At 57.2% G+C, this 19,985-nt stretch carries 19 protein-coding genes, 3 tRNA genes and 1 pseudogene; 16 read left to right on the top strand and 7 right to left on the bottom strand.

Annotated elements, in window-relative coordinates; translation table 11 throughout:
• The first annotated feature begins 78 nt into the window (after positions 1-78).
• From DM08_RS00100 to DM08_RS13255, 4 genes are all read left to right on the top strand, one after another.
• Complete coding sequence (locus tag DM08_RS00100; protein WP_035382519.1) at positions 79-1,632, top strand: MBOAT family O-acyltransferase; 1,554 nt, start codon at positions 79-81, stop codon at positions 1,630-1,632.
• Positions 1,633-1,634: 2 nt separating this feature from the next.
• The gene (locus tag DM08_RS00095) at positions 1,635-2,846 is read left to right on the top strand and encodes a hypothetical protein (protein WP_051937679.1); all 1,212 of its coding nucleotides are present in this window, start codon (positions 1,635-1,637) and stop codon (positions 2,844-2,846) included.
• Positions 2,847-2,895: 49 nt separating this feature from the next.
• Entirely contained in the window at positions 2,896-4,254 is a 1,359-nt protein-coding gene (gene serS / locus DM08_RS00090) for a serine--tRNA ligase (protein WP_035382518.1), read from the top strand.
• Positions 4,255-4,440: 186 nt separating this feature from the next.
• On the top strand, positions 4,441-4,575 hold the full coding sequence (locus tag DM08_RS13255) for a hypothetical protein (protein WP_255358295.1): 135 nt from the start codon (positions 4,441-4,443) through the stop codon (positions 4,573-4,575).
• Here DM08_RS13255 and mltF read toward each other — a convergent pair.
• A complete protein-coding gene (gene mltF, locus DM08_RS00085; protein ID WP_051937678.1) occupies positions 4,572-5,930 on the bottom strand; it encodes a membrane-bound lytic murein transglycosylase MltF in 1,359 nt (452 codons plus the stop codon). The two genes, DM08_RS13255 and mltF, sit on opposite strands and share 4 nt — an antisense overlap.
• Positions 5,931-6,016: 86 nt before the next feature.
• Between mltF and DM08_RS00080 the strand changes: the two genes are divergently transcribed.
• From DM08_RS00080 to DM08_RS12750, 5 genes are all read left to right on the top strand, one after another.
• A tRNA-Ser gene (locus tag DM08_RS00080) sits at positions 6,017-6,107 on the top strand.
• A gap of 89 nt (positions 6,108-6,196) precedes the next feature.
• Positions 6,197-7,729: a tyrosine-type recombinase/integrase gene (locus DM08_RS00075; RefSeq protein ID WP_035382517.1), complete on the top strand. Its 1,533-nt coding sequence runs from the start codon at positions 6,197-6,199 to the stop codon at positions 7,727-7,729.
• A gap of 409 nt (positions 7,730-8,138) precedes the next feature.
• Positions 8,139-8,426: a ribbon-helix-helix domain-containing protein gene (locus DM08_RS00070; protein ID WP_035382516.1), complete on the top strand. Its 288-nt coding sequence runs from the start codon at positions 8,139-8,141 to the stop codon at positions 8,424-8,426.
• 73 nt (positions 8,427-8,499) lie between these two features.
• On the top strand, positions 8,500-10,017 hold the full coding sequence (locus tag DM08_RS00065) for a DNA primase family protein (RefSeq protein ID WP_051937677.1): 1,518 nt from the start codon (positions 8,500-8,502) through the stop codon (positions 10,015-10,017).
• Positions 10,018-10,141: 124 nt separating this feature from the next.
• Complete coding sequence (locus DM08_RS12750; RefSeq protein WP_152555740.1) at positions 10,142-10,672, top strand: hypothetical protein; 531 nt, start codon at positions 10,142-10,144, stop codon at positions 10,670-10,672.
• Between the two features lie 760 nt (positions 10,673-11,432).
• Here DM08_RS12750 and DM08_RS00055 read toward each other — a convergent pair.
• Positions 11,433-11,702 carry a hypothetical protein gene (locus DM08_RS00055; protein WP_035382513.1) on the bottom strand — a complete coding sequence of 90 codons (270 nt, stop codon included), beginning with the start codon at positions 11,700-11,702 and terminating at the stop codon, positions 11,433-11,435.
• A gap of 314 nt (positions 11,703-12,016) precedes the next feature.
• Here DM08_RS00055 and DM08_RS00050 point away from each other — a divergent pair, with 314 nt between their 5' ends.
• Complete coding sequence (locus DM08_RS00050; protein ID WP_035382504.1) at positions 12,017-12,853, top strand: MobA/MobL family protein; 837 nt, start codon at positions 12,017-12,019, stop codon at positions 12,851-12,853.
• 121 nt (positions 12,854-12,974) lie between these two features.
• The gene (locus DM08_RS00045) at positions 12,975-13,412 is read left to right on the top strand and encodes a hypothetical protein (RefSeq protein ID WP_035382503.1); all 438 of its coding nucleotides are present in this window, start codon (positions 12,975-12,977) and stop codon (positions 13,410-13,412) included.
• Positions 13,413-14,023: 611 nt separating this feature from the next.
• On the opposite strand, the gene DM08_RS00040 is transcribed toward DM08_RS00045, so the two are convergent.
• The 4 genes from DM08_RS00040 to DM08_RS00025 all read right to left on the bottom strand — a co-directional run bounded on the left by DM08_RS00040 (position 14,024) and on the right by DM08_RS00025 (position 16,652).
• A tRNA-Glu gene (locus DM08_RS00040) sits at positions 14,024-14,099 on the bottom strand.
• Between the two features lie 24 nt (positions 14,100-14,123).
• Positions 14,124-14,199: transfer RNA gene (locus DM08_RS00035), tRNA-Ala, on the bottom strand.
• A gap of 69 nt (positions 14,200-14,268) precedes the next feature.
• Entirely contained in the window at positions 14,269-15,666 is a 1,398-nt protein-coding gene (gene gltX, locus DM08_RS00030; protein WP_035382497.1) for a glutamate--tRNA ligase, read from the bottom strand.
• Between the two features lie 80 nt (positions 15,667-15,746).
• Positions 15,747-16,652 (bottom strand): LysR family transcriptional regulator, encoded by a 906-nt coding sequence (locus tag DM08_RS00025; protein WP_035382492.1) that lies wholly within the window; start codon positions 16,650-16,652, stop codon positions 15,747-15,749.
• An 84-nt stretch (positions 16,653-16,736) separates the two neighbouring features.
• Here DM08_RS00025 and DM08_RS00020 point away from each other — a divergent pair, with 84 nt between their 5' ends.
• The 5 genes and pseudogenes from DM08_RS00020 to DM08_RS13100 all read left to right on the top strand — a co-directional run.
• Positions 16,737-17,603, top strand: coding sequence for a pirin family protein (locus DM08_RS00020; protein WP_035382491.1), 867 nt, complete (start codon positions 16,737-16,739; stop codon positions 17,601-17,603).
• 191 nt (positions 17,604-17,794) lie between these two features.
• The gene (locus DM08_RS00015; RefSeq protein ID WP_035382490.1) at positions 17,795-18,337 is read left to right on the top strand and encodes a cytochrome b; all 543 of its coding nucleotides are present in this window, start codon (positions 17,795-17,797) and stop codon (positions 18,335-18,337) included.
• Entirely contained in the window at positions 18,330-18,893 is a 564-nt protein-coding gene (locus DM08_RS00010; protein WP_035382489.1) for a YceI family protein, read from the top strand. The genes DM08_RS00015 and DM08_RS00010 overlap by 8 nt, the downstream gene beginning before the upstream one ends.
• A gap of 25 nt (positions 18,894-18,918) precedes the next feature.
• Positions 18,919-19,485 (top strand): YceI family protein, encoded by a 567-nt coding sequence (locus tag DM08_RS00005; RefSeq protein WP_035382487.1) that lies wholly within the window; start codon positions 18,919-18,921, stop codon positions 19,483-19,485.
• Between the two features lie 53 nt (positions 19,486-19,538).
• Positions 19,539-19,667 (top strand): annotated as a pseudogene (locus tag DM08_RS13100) (alkene reductase); the annotation flags it as partial.
• Positions 19,668-19,803: 136 nt separating this feature from the next.
• Here DM08_RS13100 and DM08_RS13095 read toward each other — a convergent pair.
• Positions 19,804-19,985 (bottom strand): hypothetical protein (locus tag DM08_RS13095; protein ID WP_237560196.1); only part of this gene is annotated, 182 nt, incomplete at its 5' end.

Genomic DNA, 19,985 nt, shown 5'->3' with positions numbered 1-19,985 from the left:
CGAGAAGCGGCAGGTGAGCACCATGGATGACAGGACGCTGCAGTTCGTCGGCTCAGCCACTGCCCGGGCGAACGACTGATGCTGTTCAACTCCTATACCTTCATCTTCATTTTCCTGCCCGTCGTCCTGCTCGGGTTCTTCTGGCTGGCCCGCTCCGGCCAGACGCTGGCCACCGCCTGGCTGGCCTTCGCCTCACTGTTCTTCTACGGCTACTGGAATCCGGCCTACGTCGGGCTGCTGCTGCTGTCCATCGTCGCCAACTACACCTTCGGCACCTGGATCGCCAAGGCCGGTGTCCGGCACGAGCGCGCCACCCAGAAGCGGGTGCTGGTGGTCGCCATCGCGGCGAACCTGCTGCTGCTAGCCTATTTCAAGTACGCCAATTTCTTCGTCAGCAACCTCAACGAAGTAGCCGGAACCGCTTGGGAAGTCAACAAGATCATCCTGCCGCTGGGCATTTCCTTCTTCACTTTCACCCAGATCGCCTTCCTGGTGGATACCTGGCGCGGCGAGGTGAAGGAGTACAACTTTGCCCACTACTTGCTGTTCGTCACTTACTTTCCCCACCTGATCGCTGGCCCGGTGCTGCATCACAAAGAGATGATGCCTCAGTTTGCCCGCCCGGCGACCTTCAAGTTCCACGGCGAGAACTTCGCCCTGGGGCTAACCATCTTCGTGCTTGGCTTGGCCAAAAAGGTGTTGCTGGCCGACTCGCTGGCGGAGTTCCCCGGCCCCATCTTCGCGGCGGCCAGCGCGGGCGGTGCGCCCTCCGTGTTCGAGGCCTGGATAGGCGCACTCAGCTATGCGCTGCAACTGTATTTCGATTTCTCCGGCTACTCGGACATGGCCATCGGCCTGTCGCTGATGTTCAACGTCCGGCTGCCCTTGAACTTCAACTCCCCCTACCGGGCCGCTAGCATCATCGATTTCTGGCGACGCTGGCACATGACCCTGTCGCGCTTCCTGCGCGACTATCTTTACATCCCGCTGGGTGGCAATCGGCGCGGCCCAGCTCGGCGCCATCTGAATATGATGGTGACGATGCTGCTCGGCGGACTGTGGCACGGAGCTGGTTGGACTTTCGTGGTCTGGGGCGGGCTGCATGGCCTGTATCTGGCCATCAACCACAGCTGGCGGGCACTGCGCGGCAAGCTGGGGCTGGGTGAGGGCGGCGGACTGGTGCGCATCCTGTCGGTGCTGCTGACCTTCTTGGCGGTGGTGGTGGCCTGGGTGTTCTTCCGCGCCGAGAATTTCGCTTCGGCGCTCTCCATCCTGGCCGGCATGGCTGGGCAGAATGGGCTTTCGCTGTCGGAGTCGGCGTGGTACTCGCTGCACGAGAGCCATCCCGACTGGCTCGCCGGGGTAGCGATGAACGGCCTGGCTCCGCTATCCAAGGTGAACGGTGATCGCGCACTGATCCTCATCTTGCTCGGCCTGATGATCGTCTGGCTGCTGCCCAATGTGCAGCAAATGATGCGCGGCTTCCGCCCGGTACTGGACGGTGAGGCGCTGACCGAGACCCGTCTGCGCTGGCGCTTCCATCCGGTGTACGCCTGGCTGACCGCACTGGCCTTCGTGCTGTCGCTGTCCTTCCTGTCGCGGGTGCGCGACTTCCTCTACTTCCAGTTCTAGCCATGTTGCGCTACCTCGCCCATCTGCTGATCGCCACCCTGCTGCTTGCCGGGGGGATGGCCGGTTTCAACGGCTGGCTCGACCCCTATGCGATCTACCGCGACCATGAGGGCGAAGCTGGAGACCGCCCGCTGGTGGTGATGAGCGAGCGCGTCTTCAAGACTGTCCATCTGGCGCGCAGCCCGGCAGATGTGGTGTTCATCGGCACCTCGCGCACCGACATCGGCATTGGTCGCGAGCAGGGCCTGCCCGCAGGGCTACGGGTACACAATCTGGCCACGTTCGGGCAGCCCATCCGCGAAACGCTGCGCCTGATGGAGCTGGCCATCATCGAGGGCAAGGCGAGGACCGTGGTGATCGGGCTGGATTTCTTTGCCTTCAACGCGAACTTTGTCCTGCCTTCCGACTATGTCGAGGAGAACTACGATCCCATGCGTCCTTACGCTCTGTTGCTGTCGGTCAGTGCGCTGAACGATGCCTGGATGAAACACCGCCTCAAGACCACCCCGGCGGGCAGTTGCTGCTATGCCGACGGCTTCCGCACTCCGTTGAATCTCAACATCCTGCGTGGCATCTATCGCCCGCAGTTCATCGCCAACGAGCGCATGTATCTGATGGAGAAATACCTGCCCTATCCGGCGTGCAGCTTTACTCTGATCGGGCGCAACGGCGTTGTCCCGATGGACGACTTCCGCCAGATGTTGCGTCTGGCCCACGACCATCAGGTCGAGCTGCGCCTCTTCATTTCGCCTTCGCACGCCCGCCAATGGGAAACGCTGGCGGCAGCGAGCCTGTGGGAGCCGTGGGAAAACTGGAAGCGGCAGCTCGTGAGCATCAACCAGAAAGAAGCGGCTCGTGCCGGGCGACCTCCTGCAGCACTGTGGGATTTCAGCGGCTACGATGCCTTCTCGACCGAGGACGTGCCCAAGCAAGGCGATGTCAGCCGCGCCATGCGCTGGTACTCCGATTCGTCCCACTACACCACCGAGCTGGGGCAGCGTGTGGTAAAACGGATGTTCGATACTCCGGAGGCTGCGGGCGACTGGGGCATGCGTCTGGAGCCAGCGAATGTCGAGCCGCATCTGGCCGGGATACGGGCGGCGCGCCAGCAGTATCGCGCCACTCACCCCGAGGATATCGCGGAAATCGAGCGCACGGCACGCGAGGTCGAGCACGTCAAACACTGCCCAAGCCTCTCCGGGGAAAACTTATAATCGCGCCTGCCGATGCGGTCGGCGCGCCACTACTGAACAGAGGGACATCATGCTGGACATTCAAACCTTACGTAACGACCTGAGTGGAGTCGCCACTCGCCTGGCCGCGCGCGGCTTCGTGCTGGATACGGCGCGCTTCGAGCAACTGGAAGCCGAGCGCAAGACCATCCAGACGCGTACTCAGGACTTGCAGGCGCAGCGCAACGCCACTTCCAAGCGCATCGGCCAAGCCAAGGCCAAGGGCGAGGATACCTCTGCGATCATGGCCGAGGTCGCCGGTATCGGTGACGAGCTGAAGCAACTGGAAGCCCAGTTACCGCAGGTGTTGCAGGCGCTGGACGCTTTTCTGGCGGTGATTCCCAACGTGCCGCATGCCAGCGTGCCGGTAGGGAAATCCGAGGCCGACAACGAGGAAGTGCGCCGCTTCGGCGAGCCGACGAAGTTCGATTTTGCGGTGCAGGATCACGTCAGTCTGGGCGAAGGCCTGGGCGGGCTGGATTTCGAGACCGCCACCAAGATCTCCGGTGCCCGCTTCACTTTGCTGAAAGGCTCGCTGGCGCGGCTGCATCGCTCACTGGCGCAGTTCATGCTCGACACCCACACCGAACAGCATGGCTATACCGAGACTTACGTCCCGTTCATGGTCAACGCCGACTCGATGCGCGGCACCGGGCAGTTGCCGAAGTTCGAGGAAGATTTGTTCAAAATCCCATTTGGCCTTGAGGAGCCAAGTGCCGCAGAACAGGCGCGCATTGTTAGTCAAGGTACAGCAGGCTCACTCCGAGAGGAGATTCGTGAGAAATATTTCTACCTGATCCCCACCGCCGAAGTGCCCGTCACCAACATGGTGCGCGACGAGATCGTGCCGCTGGAAAAGCTGCCGTTGAAGTTTGTGGCGCACACGCCGTGCTTCCGTTCCGAGGCCGGTTCCTATGGCCGCGACACGCGCGGCATGATACGCCAGCACCAATTCGAGAAAGTCGAGCTGGTACAGATGGTGCATCCTGACACCTCTTATCATGTGCTGGAGGAATTGCTCGGCCACGCCGAGACCATCCTCAAGAAGCTGGAACTGCCCTATCGTGTGGTGAAGCTGTGCACGGGCGACATCGGCTTCTCGTCGGCTACCACCTACGACATCGAAGTGTGGCTGCCCGCGCAAAATACCTACCGCGAAATCTCGTCCTGCTCCAACTTCGAAGCCTTCCAGGCGCGCCGCATGCAAGCCCGTTTCCGCAATGCGGCGGGCAAACCGGAGTTGCTGCACACGCTAAACGGCTCTGGTCTGGCGGTAGGCCGCACACTGGTGGCGGTGCTGGAAAACAATCAACAAGCCGATGGAAGCGTGCGCATACCTGAGGTGCTACGTCCCTATATGGGCGGGCTGGAAATCATTCGGGCTGGTTGATTGTTTCGGTGCAGGCTAACTTGCGAAGCAAGTTAAATGAGCACAGCGAATGGCCGAAGCCAAAACCACCAACAAGCCGATGGAAGCGTACGCATTCCGGAAGTGCTACGCCCCTATATGGGCGGGCAGGAAATCATTCGGGCTGGTTGATTGTTTCGGTGCAGGCTAACTTGCGAAGCAAGTTAAATGAGCACAGCGAATGGCCGAAGCCAAAATTACCCGCAGGCCGACGGCAGTATGCGCATCTCGGAAGTGCTACGTCCCTGCATGGGCGGACGCACCACGAACAAGCAGGCTGAGCCCGCGCCAGCAGCCAGCTAGAGTATGCCCAGCAGCCTGGGCATACCTTCGAACGGATGGAAGTAGCTGTGCAGGATGGAGGGCTCGACCTCCTCATCCTTGGCAACCGCCGTCCGCGCCCGAAGTATCTGGATATAGTCCCGGATCTGCTCCACCAGGAACACAGCCTCTCCACCGCGCGCATGGCCGAACTTCAGGGTCTCGAAGTATTCCGGTTCGGCCAGCAACGGGAACACTGACTTCACATCCACCCAAAGGTCGGGATTGAGCCCGCGCCGCTGCGCCAGGACGCGCGCATCTTCCAGATGCGCAGCACCCTGATTGTAGGCAGCCAGCGCGAACCAGGTGCGGTCCGGCTCTGCGATGGAATCCGGCAGTCGGCTCTTGAGCAGCTTTAGATACTTGGCACCGGCGCGGATGCTCTGGCGGGGGTTGAGCCGGTCACGCACTCCCATGCGCTCTGCCGTATCTTCGGTCAGCATCATCATGCCGCGCACATTGGTCGGCGAGGTCGCCTGCGGGTCCCACTTCGATTCGTGGAAAGCGATGGCCGCGATCAAATGCCAATCCAGACCGCTGATCCGCCCGGCTTCCTCAAACAGTTTTCGGTAGCGCGGCAGCTCCGTCTCCACCGCTGCCAGCAGATCTGCCGCTTCACTGGGCTCGATGCCGCGTTTGCGGTCACCGAAATGTCGGTCGAGCAAGTTCCTCAATGTCCCGTCACGCTGGATGCCAGCGAAGAACTCTTCCATCCTGGTGAGCAGCTCAGGTGCCGCATCTGCCGGTGTCACCCACACCTGTTGTACCGGTGCGCCCAGATTGAACATGGGATTGAGGCCGGGATACAACAAGATCAGGCTCTTGAATTGATCCGCATCGACGACCGTGCAAACTGCCGCACCCTCGGCGACCTGCGTCAGCAATTCGGGCATGGTCGCATCAGTGCGCGATGCCCATTGCAGGGTAGGCTGCTTCTGCCGCGCCGCCAGTAAGGCAGACTCTTCCACCGAGCCCGCCACGACCGCTAGGGGCAGATCGACCAGATGACTGACTTCAGGTGGAAGTTCCGCTCCGCACACGACCTGAAACTGCGTCGTGCGATACACCGGACCAAAGTGGAAGGTGGATTCCTCGTTACGACTCATGCCAGTCGCGGCAAAGTGCGCCCGCCGCGCTTGCAGAATGTCTGCACCCTGATCGGGAGAGGCACTGATCAACCTGACGGGCAACTGCAACTGCTGCGCGAACAAGCCGACCAGTTCGCGCTCGAACCCCGCTTCCTCGCCCGCCTCCTCACTCGGCACCACCACCACCAGCCCCTGCTGCCACGCCGGCAATGCGACGGGCTTCGGCTCTTCGCACGCGGACAGCGTCAAGGCCAGCAGCCCTAGCAGACCGAGTGCTCCAAGTCGGCGAACAAATCTCGCGAACCTTTCAACTTGCTGATAGAATGCGCCCCCTCGGAGAGGTGGCAGAGTGGTCGAATGTACCTGACTCGAAATCAGGCGTACGGTAACCCCGTACCGAGGGTTCGAATCCCTCCCTCTCCGCCAAATCACCCATCCTTTTGATTTCATAGCAATAACTCATACCCTGTTTCGCAGTCGGTGGCACTAATTGGGGTCCCTATCCGGGGAAATCAATGAAGTTGCCAGCTTACACCATCCAATCCCGCCACGGGATTTATTACTACCGCATTCAGTATCTCGAAAACGGTCTACGAAAAGAGCGTCGATTTTCACTCGGCACCAAGTCGCCGAGATTGGCGAAACTCAAATCAGTCCAGATTTCTGCCATAATCGCCCAATACAGAACGGGCTGCTCAACTATGGCATTCAATCCCAACGACCCTAACAGTTTTAACGATTTACTCAACCGCCTAGAATCCTCTGGGTCGAAGCCCAAGTTTGATGTCCTTTTGCCCAATGGCATGGAGATTAAGAATATCAACACCCCATCCGATGTAGATGGGGTGTATCAGTTGCTGACGAAAATGAATCTCAGCACTGTCTCCCCAGCAAAAATCACTCCTCGGGCACCAGCCCACATTCCCCCTCCCCAACCCGAAGCGGGGGGAATGACACTGAAAGAAATGATTCAACGCTTCTCCACCCGCAAGCGGGACAAGTTGAAGGAGAAAACCCTCTACGAATATCGCAATAATCTCGACAACTTTGCCGAGTGGGTCAAGAATCGCAAGAACACGCCCCATTACCCCATTCGACAGCTTGGTAGGCAAGACATAGGCGACTATATCGACGACCTGAAACACAAAGGCATTAGCGACCGCACCATCCAGAATAAATATCTCGCCGCTCTGGGCGGATTGTTTGAGGTCGCCATATCATCGGGTGCCTATCCAGAAGGGAGCAACCCCGCCCGTGGGCACAAGGTCTTTACAAAGAAAGACGAGAAAAAGTGCCGCGCCGAGACGGCGTATCAACCATTCTCAACAGACGAGTTGACCAGCATCTTCTCGCCCGAAAACCTCAAAGCCCGTCCCAAGCCAGACGACTATTGGCTACCCTTACTGGGGCTTTATACTGGCGGACGCATTGAGGAGTTGTGCCAACTTGCCATTACGGACATTGTCTGTGTGGACGGAATCTGGGCTATCTCAATCAACGACGAGGATTACAAGAGCGTCAAAACCGATGCATCGAAACGGAACGTCCCCATCCACCCCACTCTCATCGAATTGGGCTTTCTGGATTATGTGGAGGATGCCAAGGGCTTCGGCACAATGCTATTCCCCTATCTCACTGCCGACCGCTTTGGCAAGTTCAGCAACACCCCCAGCGAACGCTTTGGTAAATATCTCGACACGCTGAATATCAGTGATAGCCAGAAAGTGTTTCACTCATTCCGCAAGACATCCAACAGCCTGTTAAAGGAAAAGGGCGTATCGGAAGAGGTGCGTTGCCAATATGTCGGGCACGAATATGAAACCACCAACTCATCCGATTACGGGCAACGCTTTACGCTCAAATCACTGACCGAGTGGGTTCATCCACACTTACAGTATCTGTGTATCACCCCAGATTCGCTGACACATCCCAAACACCACTTCCTACCTGAACTAACACGCTTATGTGAGATAAAAGCAAGCGCAGTTGCCCGCAAACCACTAGTGGCAGAACGAAACAAGGCTCTCGCAAAAAACAAGAAGGGGTAATCGGCAACGCTGGTAATGGCACGAGTGCCACAAGCACTCCGATTACCCAAGCCAGCCTGAAACCCGCCCCCTCTCTCACTTTCACAGGTGCCACGAGTGGCACAGGTAGTTTTGCCGCTTCTCTTTATACCCCCACCCGCTTCACCCCTTACACCTTATTTCCCCCTGTGCCTCCTGTGCCACTTGTGCCATTCGGAGCAAATCCAGACCCCACATAGGCTCCCGCCCAGCCCCTCTGCCACAGGCTACGAGTTTTACCCCGTGCCACCTGTGTAGAGAGATGGTTGGTTTTATCCGATGATTATTTACACTTTTTTACATTTTCAGGCGTTGACAAATGCTTTCCATTTGATATGTACGTGTATGACACAGGCATTCAAGCCTGTCTCATTTACTGAAAGGAAAAATCATGGAGAAAACCAATCTCAACAACGAAGAGCATAAAACCACAGCGTGGAAGCGGTATGTCGAAGCACGGGAGCGAGACCAGCACCCGTTGCCCGCCTATCTTGGCACAGGGAAATCCACTCAAAAAAGTCGGATTTTATTTGTCCGCATTCAACCTGTGCTGATGGAGCAGTTTGAGCGGGAAGCGGAGGCACGAGGACTGAACACGAGTGAAGCCACAAGGGAGTTGATTTCGGCGTGGCTTCGTCAACCCGACCAGTTGCCTATCGGCATTCCTGTCGGCAAATAACTGACACCAGAAATATCCAGTTTCAACTCAACAAAGGAGGGCGTATCGCCTACATAACACGAAAGGAAAAATAATGGCATTTAACCCGAAATCAGCCGGTGCTCGACCCACCGCATCCAATAACTCAACAAGGTCGAAAACCTCCCCCGCCAATCAGGTGAAGCAACCCACGCTCGATAAGATTTTCGCAGACCAAATCTTATCTGCCCCGAATCAACAGTTCACGAGTCCGTGGGCTATGAAAGCAGAAAGCCCAGCAGATTCGGGCTGTATCTATCAGTGGGGCAACTTCTGCTGGGAATATGTCCCGCCTGAAAAGGGCAAGGCAATCGTCACAGAGTGGCTGGACAGAAACCACCCCGACAAGGCAACATCCAACACGGCAAGCGCTCTTTGGAACTATGCCTCTGACCGCCTTCGCCTGACCCGCCCTATCCCTGAATACGCCAGACTTCCAGTCATTCCCACCCTTGGGGGGTATCTCTGTATCCAGCAAGACGGAAGCATTCGAGTTGTTCCACCCGCCCCTGAATATGGGGTGGATTATGTCATCAAGGCCACACTCAGCCACTCGACCGACTCAGGGCGATACACACCAAGCCCTGTCCCATCCCAAAGTCTTTTCGGGCAGTTTCTTTGTGCGTCTATTCCCGACATACATATTAGGGCAGTGGTTCAGGAGTTGTGCGGGCAAACCTTGCTCAGCGAGAACCACGGCGTGGTGGGATGGTTCGTCGGAAAAGGGGCAAATGGGAAAGGAGTGCTTATGGAGGTTATCGAAGCCATCCATCGGCAGTCTTGCCGACTGAGATTGGACAGGCTGTCCGAGAGGTTTGCCCTTGAACCACTAATAGGGGCATCGCTTGTGCTTGTTGACGAAGTTGCCAACACGAAGTTCGACGAGGAGATATTCAAATCGTTGACAACCGGAAACGGGGTGGACATCGACAGGAAATATGACAAAGCCGTTCGGTCTTATCGCTCCCGAGCCAAATGGCTGATTTCGTCGAACAATGTCCCGCACATAGCGGACAAGTCCGACGGGGTATGGCGACGGATAATATTTGTGCCTTGGAGGGTTCAAATCGCCGAAGAGCATCGTATCCCCGACCTCGACAAGAAAATCATCGAGAATGAGTTACACATCGTGCTCGACTGGATGCTTGTAGGTGCGGTGCGTATTGTCAGGAGGGGGCGAATGCTGCCTGACGCAGAGTTGCCCGAGGTCATACGCTTACAGAAACAAACAATGCGTATCGAAAGCGACTCCGTGCTGGCTTGGACCGAAGAGGAAGGTATTCACGCCTCCGCTACTGTCTGGACTGCGAACGACGAAATCTATCAGGCGTATTCGGACTGGTGCGAGAACGCACAGCGAAAACCATTAGGGGTGGAAATGTTTTGGAAGGGGTTACGCAACCGCTTCGAGTTCGACACCGAGCAAAGGCGGGGTAGCAAGGGGGGGAAATCTATCCGAAAAAGATATTCTGCTATATCGCTCAAACCAAAGGCAGAGGCGGAAGTAACGAAGCCTATAACGCCGACCGAGTCGAGTTATATATTACACATTATTGATGGGGAGCCATTTTGACGCCCCTCGCGTGTGAGAGGTTCGCAACAATATCTTCCCCACTATTTTGGCTGGGCTCGATTGAAACAAATCCTGATACCAGCGTATTATCTGCTCCGCGAATCAATAGTGAAATGGAGTATATATGGAAACGACTGAAAAAATAGTCGAGTCTTACTGCCGATATGTAAAGGGATGGTTTACTATTCCTAACCTCAAATGCCAAGGTCAATATGAAATAGACCTATTGGCAGTAGATACGCGAAATCCTGAAATCAGTCGTTACCACATTGAATGTGGAGTATCTATCTCTGGGAGTTATTCAAAACTCACCACAAAAGCCTTCTCAACGGCAGACTTAAAAGATCGAGTAAAGGCAGCAGGTCAACGGAGAACGCTGGATTACTTCATCCAACGCAAGTTTGAAGTCCCTGAAGTTCTGGATGAACTTAGGAATTACGGTTATGAGAATGGCAACTATTCAAGAGTTATCGTAACATGGGGAGCGACAGACGAAGCACGAATAAAAGCAAAGGCTTGTGGCGTTGAGATTTGGTACTTCCCTGATTTATTAACAGAAATCGCCAAGTTTCACTCAAATAATCGGCAATACTTTACGGATGATACAGCCAGAACAATCCAACTGTATGCGATGGCCACAAAAGGAAGTAGTTAATTGACATTATGGGCATCCATCTGATTATCATGAAGTTATTAATCGAGATGGTGCAATTATTGATAGGGAAAAACGGAGGGGATAATGGCTACCGTAAAATGCCAAGGTTGTGGGAACAGTACAGCTTCACCAAAGAAATGTAATAAGTGCGGTAAACTTCTTTGTTATAGCTGTGCTTGTAAGGGCAATAACGGAGTGACAGGGGCGTGTCACGCAAAACCTGCGGGCACTCCAAAATGTTCTGGCTACTATCATTAGAGTAGTGCTCTCACGTTAAGGACTACTTTGGCAGGTTCTCAACTTCATTTGTTTGTGCCTGCCAGTGGAGTTGGGAAATTCCGATATTTATAAGGCGGATATGAACTGGGGTTGAAGATTAGCCACTTTTTCAGAAAGGTAGCCATTTTATCTCTGCGACTGGCGTGGTCCACCTCCTGCCTTACAACATCGTTCCAAGGTTGTGATGTTTTTCACAGCCATCATTTGAAGCAACGCACCCAGCAAAATCATCGGTCAAGGTGCGGTTTTCGGTTGCTTCTGGGGTTCTTCGGACCGGTTCATCTCTTGCCCTGACCCCGTTTCATCCTCCTCGGGGGGCTTTGGTTTCGGATGCCTTGGGATGGCTCGACGGATTCGCTCACGCAATAAGACCTCCCTAACAATCCAGTCCATCAACACCTCCCGACTGGTAAATAATACATCTTCGCCAGTCTCTGGGTCTGTTGCGACCCAGCACTTACCATCAAACCGAATATTCCAGTCATCGACCATTTTTCGCCTCTATCTTCGCAATGAGTGCGGTTAGTTCGGGCTGGTGTTTCGTTGCGACTTGACCCACGACCTCCCGCAAAAACTTCACCACCACGGCAGGGGCTTGCGTCTCGAAAATGTAGCCCGCGAACACACATTTAATATGCGTGTCCGCCTGCTTCGCCTTGGCTTTCTCTTGCCCCCGTAGTTGTGCCAGTTCCCGCTCTATCTCTCGCCGTCTTTTTTCGAGCCGTTCCCGCCGTGCCTGTTTGCTTTCCATTCAACCTCCCGCCTGTTATGCCTTCACGCATAGCAGAGAACGCCACGCCGTCAAGCAGTCGGGGCGGCTTCGCCTCGACTTTGCGACGAGCGGTCGATTTCTGGGGGTGGTCTTTGGTTCGCACAGCCCAGCAAGAAGCATTGAGCCCAGAGGCTCAATCGCAATACTCGTTTCTCTCTACGAGAGCAAACGACAGCCCCACGCTGGGGGCTGTTGCGTTTTGCCCAAGGGCAAAATAGACCGCTTGTCGCAAACTTGCCTCGAAGCCTTGCCAACCCTCCCAAACCTGCTAACCGTAGATTTTCGGAGGGGTTATGGCGACTTGGTTTCTGGGCACAAAATCGACGCAGGCGGTTAAAAAACGGGGGGCAACGCACGCTGACTACATCGCAGGTGTTGGGGCGTTCGCAGACAAAGACGAGGTGGCATTCTGCGGGGATTTCAACCTCCCCGAATGGGCAGAGGATGGGCGAGATTTTTTCGACCAAGCGGACGCTTTTGAGCGTGCTAACGGGCGGTCTTTTCGTGCCATCGTGGTAGCCATCCCGAACGAGGCACAAGACCCCGTAGCGTGGTCGAAAAACTACGCCCGAGAGGTGGCGGAAAATCACGCCCACCGCCTCGCCGTTCACCTTCCAACCAATAACCCGCACCTCCACTTGATGCTATCGGAGCGGGGCAACCGTCCAGATTTACCCCCTGCCCGATATTTCAGCCGAGCCAATCCTAAAGCCCGCGAGATGAACGGGGGCGACTGGCTCGAAAAAATCAAGACGCTCTACGAGCAACACATCCGAAAAATCGTCCCCTACTTCAACAGGCCAACCCGCCCCAATTTCGTGAAAGTCGGGCAGGCAAAGGGGGCAACGACACTTGCGGAGCAGGTTAAGCAGGAGGTGGCACGGGACGCCAATAAACGCATCCAGAAACTTCAAGATGACTTGGCTACCATAAATAGGATGGAGCAGAAGATGGAGCGTAGGGAGGACACACGGAAACACTCCGAAAGCCTCCTCGATGCCATCCGCCCCAAGCCCAAAACCATCCAGCCAGCACCCCCAGAAATCGCCCAAGAACCGACCGAAATCAAGCCTGCCCACACCCCTGATGTCCCGCAGAAACCACGTCGAGGGCGAAAATCTGGTTTGTAAGAATGTTACGGCATACTCTTTTGGGTTTCGATATAGAACGGATGGCCTATATCTTTAAGGATATGAAGGTAGGTGTTGCTCTGTGTTAGGATGGAATGGCTTTAATCTATTGGGTTCCGCAATGAAAAATTATGTCAATATAACCAAAGAGAAAAATGAAATGAAGCCCTCCTACATACTGGCTTTCATTTTGCTACTTACTAGCCAGTTGTCCGTTGCTGAGAGCACTCAGCAAACCCCCGAGTTTTGCGAAAACTCTTGGATTGAAATCAGTTTCTTCCTCAATACGGCGGTTATGAGTTGCTCAAAAGAGGAAGGAGCTCGTGCCATTGAAACATTTGGCGATATTGACAGGAGGCATGCCAGTATTTGCAGAAATATGCCGAGAGAAACGAAGAATGCTTCTTTCAAAACAGGGATGGATGCCGCTTCTAAGTTTATGTCCAGTAAGTTCCAGTCCTCCCCAGTTGGAACAACGCAAGGTATGGTGATTTGCGTTCAAGCCAGAAGCGAACTAAACAAGAGGAATGGGGGCTTATTAGGAATGGTTGGCAACTGACCTAAATAAAGTAACAGCAACTAAATATTGATTAAGATGCCGCCGTCATTCAAACCTTTGCTGACAATCACTATTCACAAGCCCGTTCCGTTCGGAATCGAAAATGGGCTGATGAGTTAGCCCATTTTCGATAGAATGGACGTGTCAGTAATCGGGGCCACTATTTTTTCACCCTCTCCGAGACGGGTTTTATTGTTTGATGTCAGTTGGTTATGTATGGCGGAGGTTCGAATCCCTCCCTCTCCGCCAGAATCCACATAGAGCAAATTGAATGTATTGAAGTGTTTTCATTACTACGATCTGGCTCTGCCTTTGTGTCACCCCTGAAACAACGGATTGGTCGCGCATCAATCAATAGCACGAATGATTTCAGCGGGGGAAAGTATAGCCGAGACATTCCACGCCCATACCTATTTCTATAGCCACATTCAGACCGAGCCCACGCGAAGAGTGCCGCCACTGCACGATGGCGATTGCTTGCAAGAGGAAGTTGCGAGCCCCATCACAAGTCGGACATCAAGTTAGCTATCCGACACATGGCCCACTGATAGACCAAGACGGGACATACAAAATAAAAAAGCCACTGATGAACAGTGGCTTTTTACGCTATCTGGCGTCCCCACGGGGATTCGAACCCCGGTTACCGCCGTGAAAGGGCGATGTCCTAGGCCTCTAGACGATGGGGACGTAGGACTTTCCATTTTCTTTTCTTGGTGGAGGTAAGCGGGATCGAACCGCTGACCTCTTGCATGCCATGCAAGCGCTCTCCCAGCTGAGCTATACCCCCGAGGGATGAGCCCCGAAAAGAGCGCGCATTATATTGACCGACCTGACAGTTGTAAAGCAGGTTTTGCGATTATTTTTCGAGGCCGTCTTGGATCCGCGCCAGCGCCAGTTCGCGCGGGAACAGGGCAACCACAGCATCGACTGAAGGCGTGTGGGTCTGCCCGACCAGCATCACGCGCAGTGGCATGGCCAGCTTGGGCATCTTCAGACCGCGCTGGGTGATGACCTGCTTGATCAGCGCGCCGATGGCTGGGGCGTTCCACTCCACACTTGCCAGGCCTGCGGCGAGGTCTTTCAGTGCGGGGATGGCTTCCGGAATGAGCTGTTCGGCCAGCAGTTCCGCCGAGGGTTGCAGGGCTATGTAGAACACTTCGGCCTCATCGGCGAGCTGGTTCAGGTTGGCGACGCGGCCCTTGTACAGCACCACAATGTCGGTCAGCGCCGGGGCATCTGTCACTGTCACACCGCGCGCTTCCAGGCGAGTGCGTACCAACCCCGCCAGCCGCGCGTCATCTGCCTGCTTGAGGTAATGCGCGTTCAGCCAGTTGAGTTTTTCGGTGTTGAACTGCGCCGCCGAAGGCGTGATGTGGTCGAGGTCGAACCACTGGGTGAACTGTGCCATGTCGAATATCTCGTCGTCGCCGTGCGACCAGCCGAGGCGGGCGAGGTAGTTCAGTACCGCTTCCGGCAGGTAGCCGTCTTCGTCGTATTGCATCACGCTCACCGCGCCATGGCGTTTGGACAGCTTCTGTCCGTCGTCGCCCAGAATCATCGACAGGTGCGCGTAGTGCGGCACCGGCGCGCCCAGCGCCTTGAGGATGTTGATCTGGCGCGGGGTGTTGTTGACGTGGTCGTCGCCACGGATGACGTGGGTGATGCCCATGTCGCGGTCGTCCACCACCACGCAGAAGTTGTACGTGGGCGTGCCGTCAGAACGGGCGATGATGAGGTCATCTAGCTCGCTGTTGGCAAACTCGATGTAGCCCTTCACCGTATCCATCCAGGCAGTCACGCCTTCGCTCGGGCTCTTGAAACGGATCACCGGATTCACGCCTGCCGGGACCTCGGGCAAGGTCTTGCCCTCTTCGGGCCGCCAACGACCATCGTAGCGCGGCTTCTCCCCGCGCGCGCGCTGGGCCTCGCGGATCGCGTCCAGCTCTTCCATCGACATGTAGCAGCGGTAGGCCGTGCCTTCGTCCAGCATCTGCGCGATGACCTGCTTGTAGCGCTCCATGCGCTGCATCTGGTAGAACGGGCCCTCGTCGTGCGCCAGACCCAGCCAGTTCATGCCATCGAGGATGGCCTGCACTGCCTCGGGCGTGGAACGCTCCACGTCAGTGTCCTCGATGCGCAGGATGAAGGTGCCCTCATGACGGCGAGCATATGCCCAGGAGAACAGTGCGGTGCGCGCACCACCGATGTGGAGGTAACCGGTGGGACTGGGGGCGAAGCGGGTGCGTACGGTCATGGTGCGATGCGAGAGATTGAAGATGCGGCATTTTACGTCAGCTCGGTAGGCCGCGTAACTGAATCACCGCCAGCGCCGCTTCAAGCAGCCGCCAAATAGCCCTCGATATGCGTCAGGAAGGCCGAGGTCTTGAGCGGCAGATAGCGCCGCATCGGCATCACCGCCCACACCGGCACGACCGGCAGCTGCCACTCCGGCAATATCCGCACCAGCCGCTGCTTGCTGACCTCGTCCGCCGCTGTCAGTTCCGGTAGCAGCCCGATGCCTGCGCCGCCGAGCAGCAACTGCTGGATGGTACTGGGGGCGTTCACGCTCAACCGGCCCGGCATCACCCCCTCCCAGTTTTCCTTGCCGCGCGCCAACTGCCACGGCACAGGCGCGCCGCTGGCCGACACCATGCGCACGGCAGTGTGCCGCAGCAGCTCGTCCGGATGCTGCGGTGCGGGGCGCAGTGCCAGATAGATGGGACTGGCGTACAAGCCCATGCACTGCTCATCGATCTTGCGCGCCACCAGCGCGGAATCGTCCGCCAGTTGCCCCATGCGGATCGCCAGATCGAAGCGCTCACCGATCAGATCCACCCGGCGTGCGGTCAGATCCAGATCGAGCTGCACTTCGGGCCAGGCATCGATGAACGTGGCGATGGCACAGGCGAGCCGCTGGCGGGCGTAATCCTCCGGCATGGAGACGCGCAACGGCCCGCGCGGCTGCAACGCCTGGCTGCGCACGAAATCCTGCGTCAGGGCGACTTCCTCGGCCACGCGGCGGCAGTGGTCGAGGAAGTCGCGACCAAAATCGGTCAGCGCCAGACGGCGTGTGGTACGCAGCAGCAGACGCTGGCCCAGCGTCGCCTCCAGTCCAGCCAGACGACGCGACACGGTGGCCTTGGGCATGGCGAGGTATTCTGCCGCGCCCACCAGACTGCCCTGCTCGGCAATAGCAACGAACAGCAGACAATCATCAGCAAAGAGTTGGTTTTGTTCCATAGATGAAACAGTCTATCCCGCTTTGACGGCTTTATCTATCGATTCATTGCGCCTACCATGCCTCGCATACTTGAGGAGAACAATATGGCATCCACCCCATCCCCGACCCCGCCGACCACGCGCGGCATCGAACGCCTGATCGAAGGCATCGCCACTTCGGATGGCGCGGGCGTGAAGCTGACGCGCGTGCTCACCGGCAAACTGCAACACCGCCTTGACCCATTCCTGATGCTGGATGCCTTCGGCAGCGACGACCCGGACGACTACATCGCCGGCTTCCCCGACCACCCGCATCGTGGCTTCGAGACCATCACCTACATGCTGGCCGGGCGCATGCACCACCGCGATAGCGCCGGACACGAAGGCCTGCTGGAGAACGGCGGCATGCAGTGGATGACCGCCGGGCGCGGCGTGATCCATTCCGAGATCCCCGAACAGCAGGACGGCGTGATGGAAGGTTTCCAGCTCTGGCTTAACCTGCCCGCCCACGCCAAGATGGCCGCGCCTTGGTACAAGGATTTCGCCAGCGCCGAGATCCCCGGCTACACCACACCGGAGGGCGTGACGGTGCGCGTACTGGCGGGTGCCAGCGGCAGCGTGACAGGCGCAGTGCAGCGCGCCGAGACCGAGCCGCTCTACCTTGATCTGCACCTGCCCGCAGGCAGCAACTTCACCGCCGCGCTGCCCGCCACGCACAACGCCTTCCTCTACGTGTATCGCGGAGCAGCGGACATCGGTGGGACATGGGTGGCAGCGCAACGCATGGCGATACTGGATAACGCGCCCGAGGCGGACGGCGTGACCATCCACGCACCGGAAGCGGCGCGGCTGATTCTGGTCGCCGGCAAACCGCTGAACCAACCCATCGTGCAATACGGCCCGTTCGTGATGAACACCCAGCAAGAGATCCATCAGGCGCTGGACGATTTCCGCGCGGGGCGGTTTGCGTGAGTAAGTTTGAATACCCGAAGAATCAAGCGTTCGTCATTCCCGCGCAGGCGGGAATCCAGTCGCTTGAAAAGTCCCCGCATGGCGGGGCCAGACGGAAGATTTTGTCCGCTGCGCGGAGTATTTTCCTCGCTGGATTCCCGCCTACGCGGGAATGACGGCGCCGCCGAGTTGTCAGGAATAAGGAGATTGCCATGTCCATCGCACGCTACACCGCTCCCGCCATCGCCCTGCACTGGCTGGTGGCGCTGCTGATCTTCGCCGCTTTCCCGCTCGGCGTGTACATGCACGACCTGCCGCTATCACCGACCAAGTTGCAGTTGTACAGTTACCACAAATGGCTGGGCGTCAGCGTGTTCATGCTGGTTGTGCTGCGTGTCATCTGGCGGGCGACGCACACGCCGCCGCCGTTGCCGCAGGGCACACCGCAGTGGGAAATCACCGTCAGCCACCTCACCCATCTGGCGCTGTACGGCCTGATGCTGGCCGTGCCGCTGTCGGGCTGGCTGATGAGTTCGGCCAAGGGTTTCCAGACGGTGTGGTTCGGCGTGCTGCCGCTGCCCGATCTGGTCGGCAAGGACAAAGAGCTCGGCAAACTGCTGACCGAAGTGCATGAGGCACTGAACATCATCCTGTTGTTGCTGGTCGGACTGCATCTCGCCGCCGTCATCAAACATCGATTCATCGACCGCGATACGATCTTGCAACGCATGTTGCCCGGAGGAAGAAATGAATAAGTTGTTGTCCGCCCTGCTGCTCTGTTTGGCCTCATCTGCTGGCGCCGCCGAATTCAAGCAGCTGCTGCCCGCCGAAAGCTCGGTAACGTTCGCCTACAAACAGATGGGCGTGCCGATGGAAGGCAGGTTCGGCAAGTTCAACGCGCAGCTCAGCTTTGACCCGGCTAAATTGACCACCGCGCAGGCGCGGCTGGACATCGCACTGGCCAGCCTGGATACCGGCGTGGCCGAGGCCGACCAGGAGGCGGCGGGCAAGTTGTGGTTCAACACCGCCGCCTTTCCCACGGCCAGTTTCGTTTCCAGCGGCATCAAGGCGCTGGGCGGCAACCGCTACGAGGCCAGCGGCAAGCTGACCCTCAAGGGCCGCACGTTGGACATCGTCACGCCGGTCACCTTCTCGACCAATGGCGCGAAAGGCGCGTTCGACGGTGCTTTCAGCATCCGCCGCCTCGATTACAAGATCGGCGAAGGCGAATGGGCCGACGTCAGCGCTGTCGCCAATGAAGTCCAGATCAAGTTCCACCTCGTCGTCACCGCCACACCCGGCAAGAAGTAACTCAACCCACCATCAGGAGAACGTCATGAAAAACATCCTCGCCCTCGTTTGCGCCTCTGCCCTGTCCGGCACCGCCCTCGCCGCCCCGGAGACCTACTCCATCGAGCCGACGCACTCGCTGCCGCGCTTCGAGTACAACCACCTCGGCTACTCCATCCAGCTGAGCCGCTTCGACAAGATCAGCGGCACCATCACGCTGGATCGCGCCGCCAAAACCGGCGCGGTGGACGTGACCATCGACGCCAAGTCGGTCAATACCGGCTACGCGCTGTTCAACGAGCACATTCAGGGCGACGAACTGTTCGCCACCGCCAAGTATCCGACCATCACTTTCAAGTCGAGCAAGGTGAGCTTCGATGGCGACAAGGTGGCCTCGGTGGATGGCGATCTGACCGTCAAGGGCGTGACCCGCCCGGTGACGCTGACGGTGAACTCCTTCCACTGCATGCCGCACCCGATGTTGAAAAAAGATGCCTGCGGCGCGACCGCCACGACCAAGGTGAAACGCAGCGAATTCAACATGAGCAAGGCCGTGCCTTACGTGAGCGACGAAGTCACGCTGACGCTGCCGGTTGAAGCGATCAAGCAATAACCAGACTGTCCGCCCTTTAGGGCGGGAATTCCTCACCTGTTTTAGGAGCCGCCATGACATCAACCTTATTCACTCCCACCACACTCGGCCCGCTGCGATTGCCCAATCGCGTGGTGATGGCCCCGATGACGCGCAGCCGCGCGCTCGGCAATACGCCGAATGCGCTGATGGCGCGTTACTACGTATATGGACACCTCCCGTTTTGCAAGCAACGCGTGTTGATGGTTTTGGGTGCAACTGCTTCCGTATATCCGGCTTCCTGTTGGGCGGCGAGCCGTCCGAGCCATGATGGAATTCGCGCGCAAGTTTCAAATCGCCCTAGCGGCTTTGCCGTGTGTTGCTGCGGCAGGGAGCCATCGCAATTAACTGAATTGCCTGCGCCGGTCTGACCTGTTTGCCATCAATTCGTTTGCCATGCAATCGCTGTCGGTTGTCTCCTGCTAAAACTCTGTTGTCTGCTGCCCGTTTGCTTCCGCTTGCGAGCAGCCCTGTTATTTCTA

Origin of the sequence: Ferriphaselus sp. R-1 (genome assembly GCF_000746095.1) — a bacterium.
GTDB lineage: Bacteria > Pseudomonadota > Gammaproteobacteria > Burkholderiales > Gallionellaceae > Ferriphaselus.
Note: the sequence above shows the minus strand (reverse complement) of the source record. Positions and strands in the feature narration are given on the sequence as shown.

What these genes read in the sequence shown, in the direction of transcription:
- DM08_RS00100 (WP_035382519.1), top strand. Translation starts at nt 79, where the DNA reads ATGCTGTTCAACTCCTATACCTTCATCTTCATTTTCCTGCCCGTCGTC.
- DM08_RS00095 (WP_051937679.1), top strand. Translation starts at nt 1,635, where the DNA reads ATGTTGCGCTACCTCGCCCATCTGCTGATCGCCACCCTGCTGCTTGCC.
- serS (WP_035382518.1), top strand. Translation starts at nt 2,896, where the DNA reads ATGCTGGACATTCAAACCTTACGTAACGACCTGAGTGGAGTCGCCACT.
- DM08_RS13255 (WP_255358295.1), top strand. Translation starts at nt 4,441, where the DNA reads ATGAGCACAGCGAATGGCCGAAGCCAAAATTACCCGCAGGCCGACGGC.
- DM08_RS00075 (WP_035382517.1), top strand. Translation starts at nt 6,197, where the DNA reads ATGAAGTTGCCAGCTTACACCATCCAATCCCGCCACGGGATTTATTAC.
- DM08_RS00070 (WP_035382516.1), top strand. Translation starts at nt 8,139, where the DNA reads ATGGAGAAAACCAATCTCAACAACGAAGAGCATAAAACCACAGCGTGG.
- DM08_RS00065 (WP_051937677.1), top strand. Translation starts at nt 8,500, where the DNA reads ATGGCATTTAACCCGAAATCAGCCGGTGCTCGACCCACCGCATCCAAT.
- DM08_RS12750 (WP_152555740.1), top strand. Translation starts at nt 10,142, where the DNA reads ATGGAAACGACTGAAAAAATAGTCGAGTCTTACTGCCGATATGTAAAG.
- DM08_RS00055 (WP_035382513.1), bottom strand. Translation starts at nt 11,702, where the DNA reads ATGGAAAGCAAACAGGCACGGCGGGAACGGCTCGAAAAAAGACGGCGA.
- DM08_RS00050 (WP_035382504.1), top strand. Translation starts at nt 12,017, where the DNA reads ATGGCGACTTGGTTTCTGGGCACAAAATCGACGCAGGCGGTTAAAAAA.
- DM08_RS00045 (WP_035382503.1), top strand. Translation starts at nt 12,975, where the DNA reads ATGAAAAATTATGTCAATATAACCAAAGAGAAAAATGAAATGAAGCCC.
- gltX (WP_035382497.1), bottom strand. Translation starts at nt 15,666, where the DNA reads ATGACCGTACGCACCCGCTTCGCCCCCAGTCCCACCGGTTACCTCCAC.
- DM08_RS00025 (WP_035382492.1), bottom strand. Translation starts at nt 16,652, where the DNA reads ATGGAACAAAACCAACTCTTTGCTGATGATTGTCTGCTGTTCGTTGCT.
- DM08_RS00020 (WP_035382491.1), top strand. Translation starts at nt 16,737, where the DNA reads ATGGCATCCACCCCATCCCCGACCCCGCCGACCACGCGCGGCATCGAA.
- DM08_RS00015 (WP_035382490.1), top strand. Translation starts at nt 17,795, where the DNA reads ATGTCCATCGCACGCTACACCGCTCCCGCCATCGCCCTGCACTGGCTG.
- DM08_RS00010 (WP_035382489.1), top strand. Translation starts at nt 18,330, where the DNA reads ATGAATAAGTTGTTGTCCGCCCTGCTGCTCTGTTTGGCCTCATCTGCT.
- DM08_RS00005 (WP_035382487.1), top strand. Translation starts at nt 18,919, where the DNA reads ATGAAAAACATCCTCGCCCTCGTTTGCGCCTCTGCCCTGTCCGGCACC.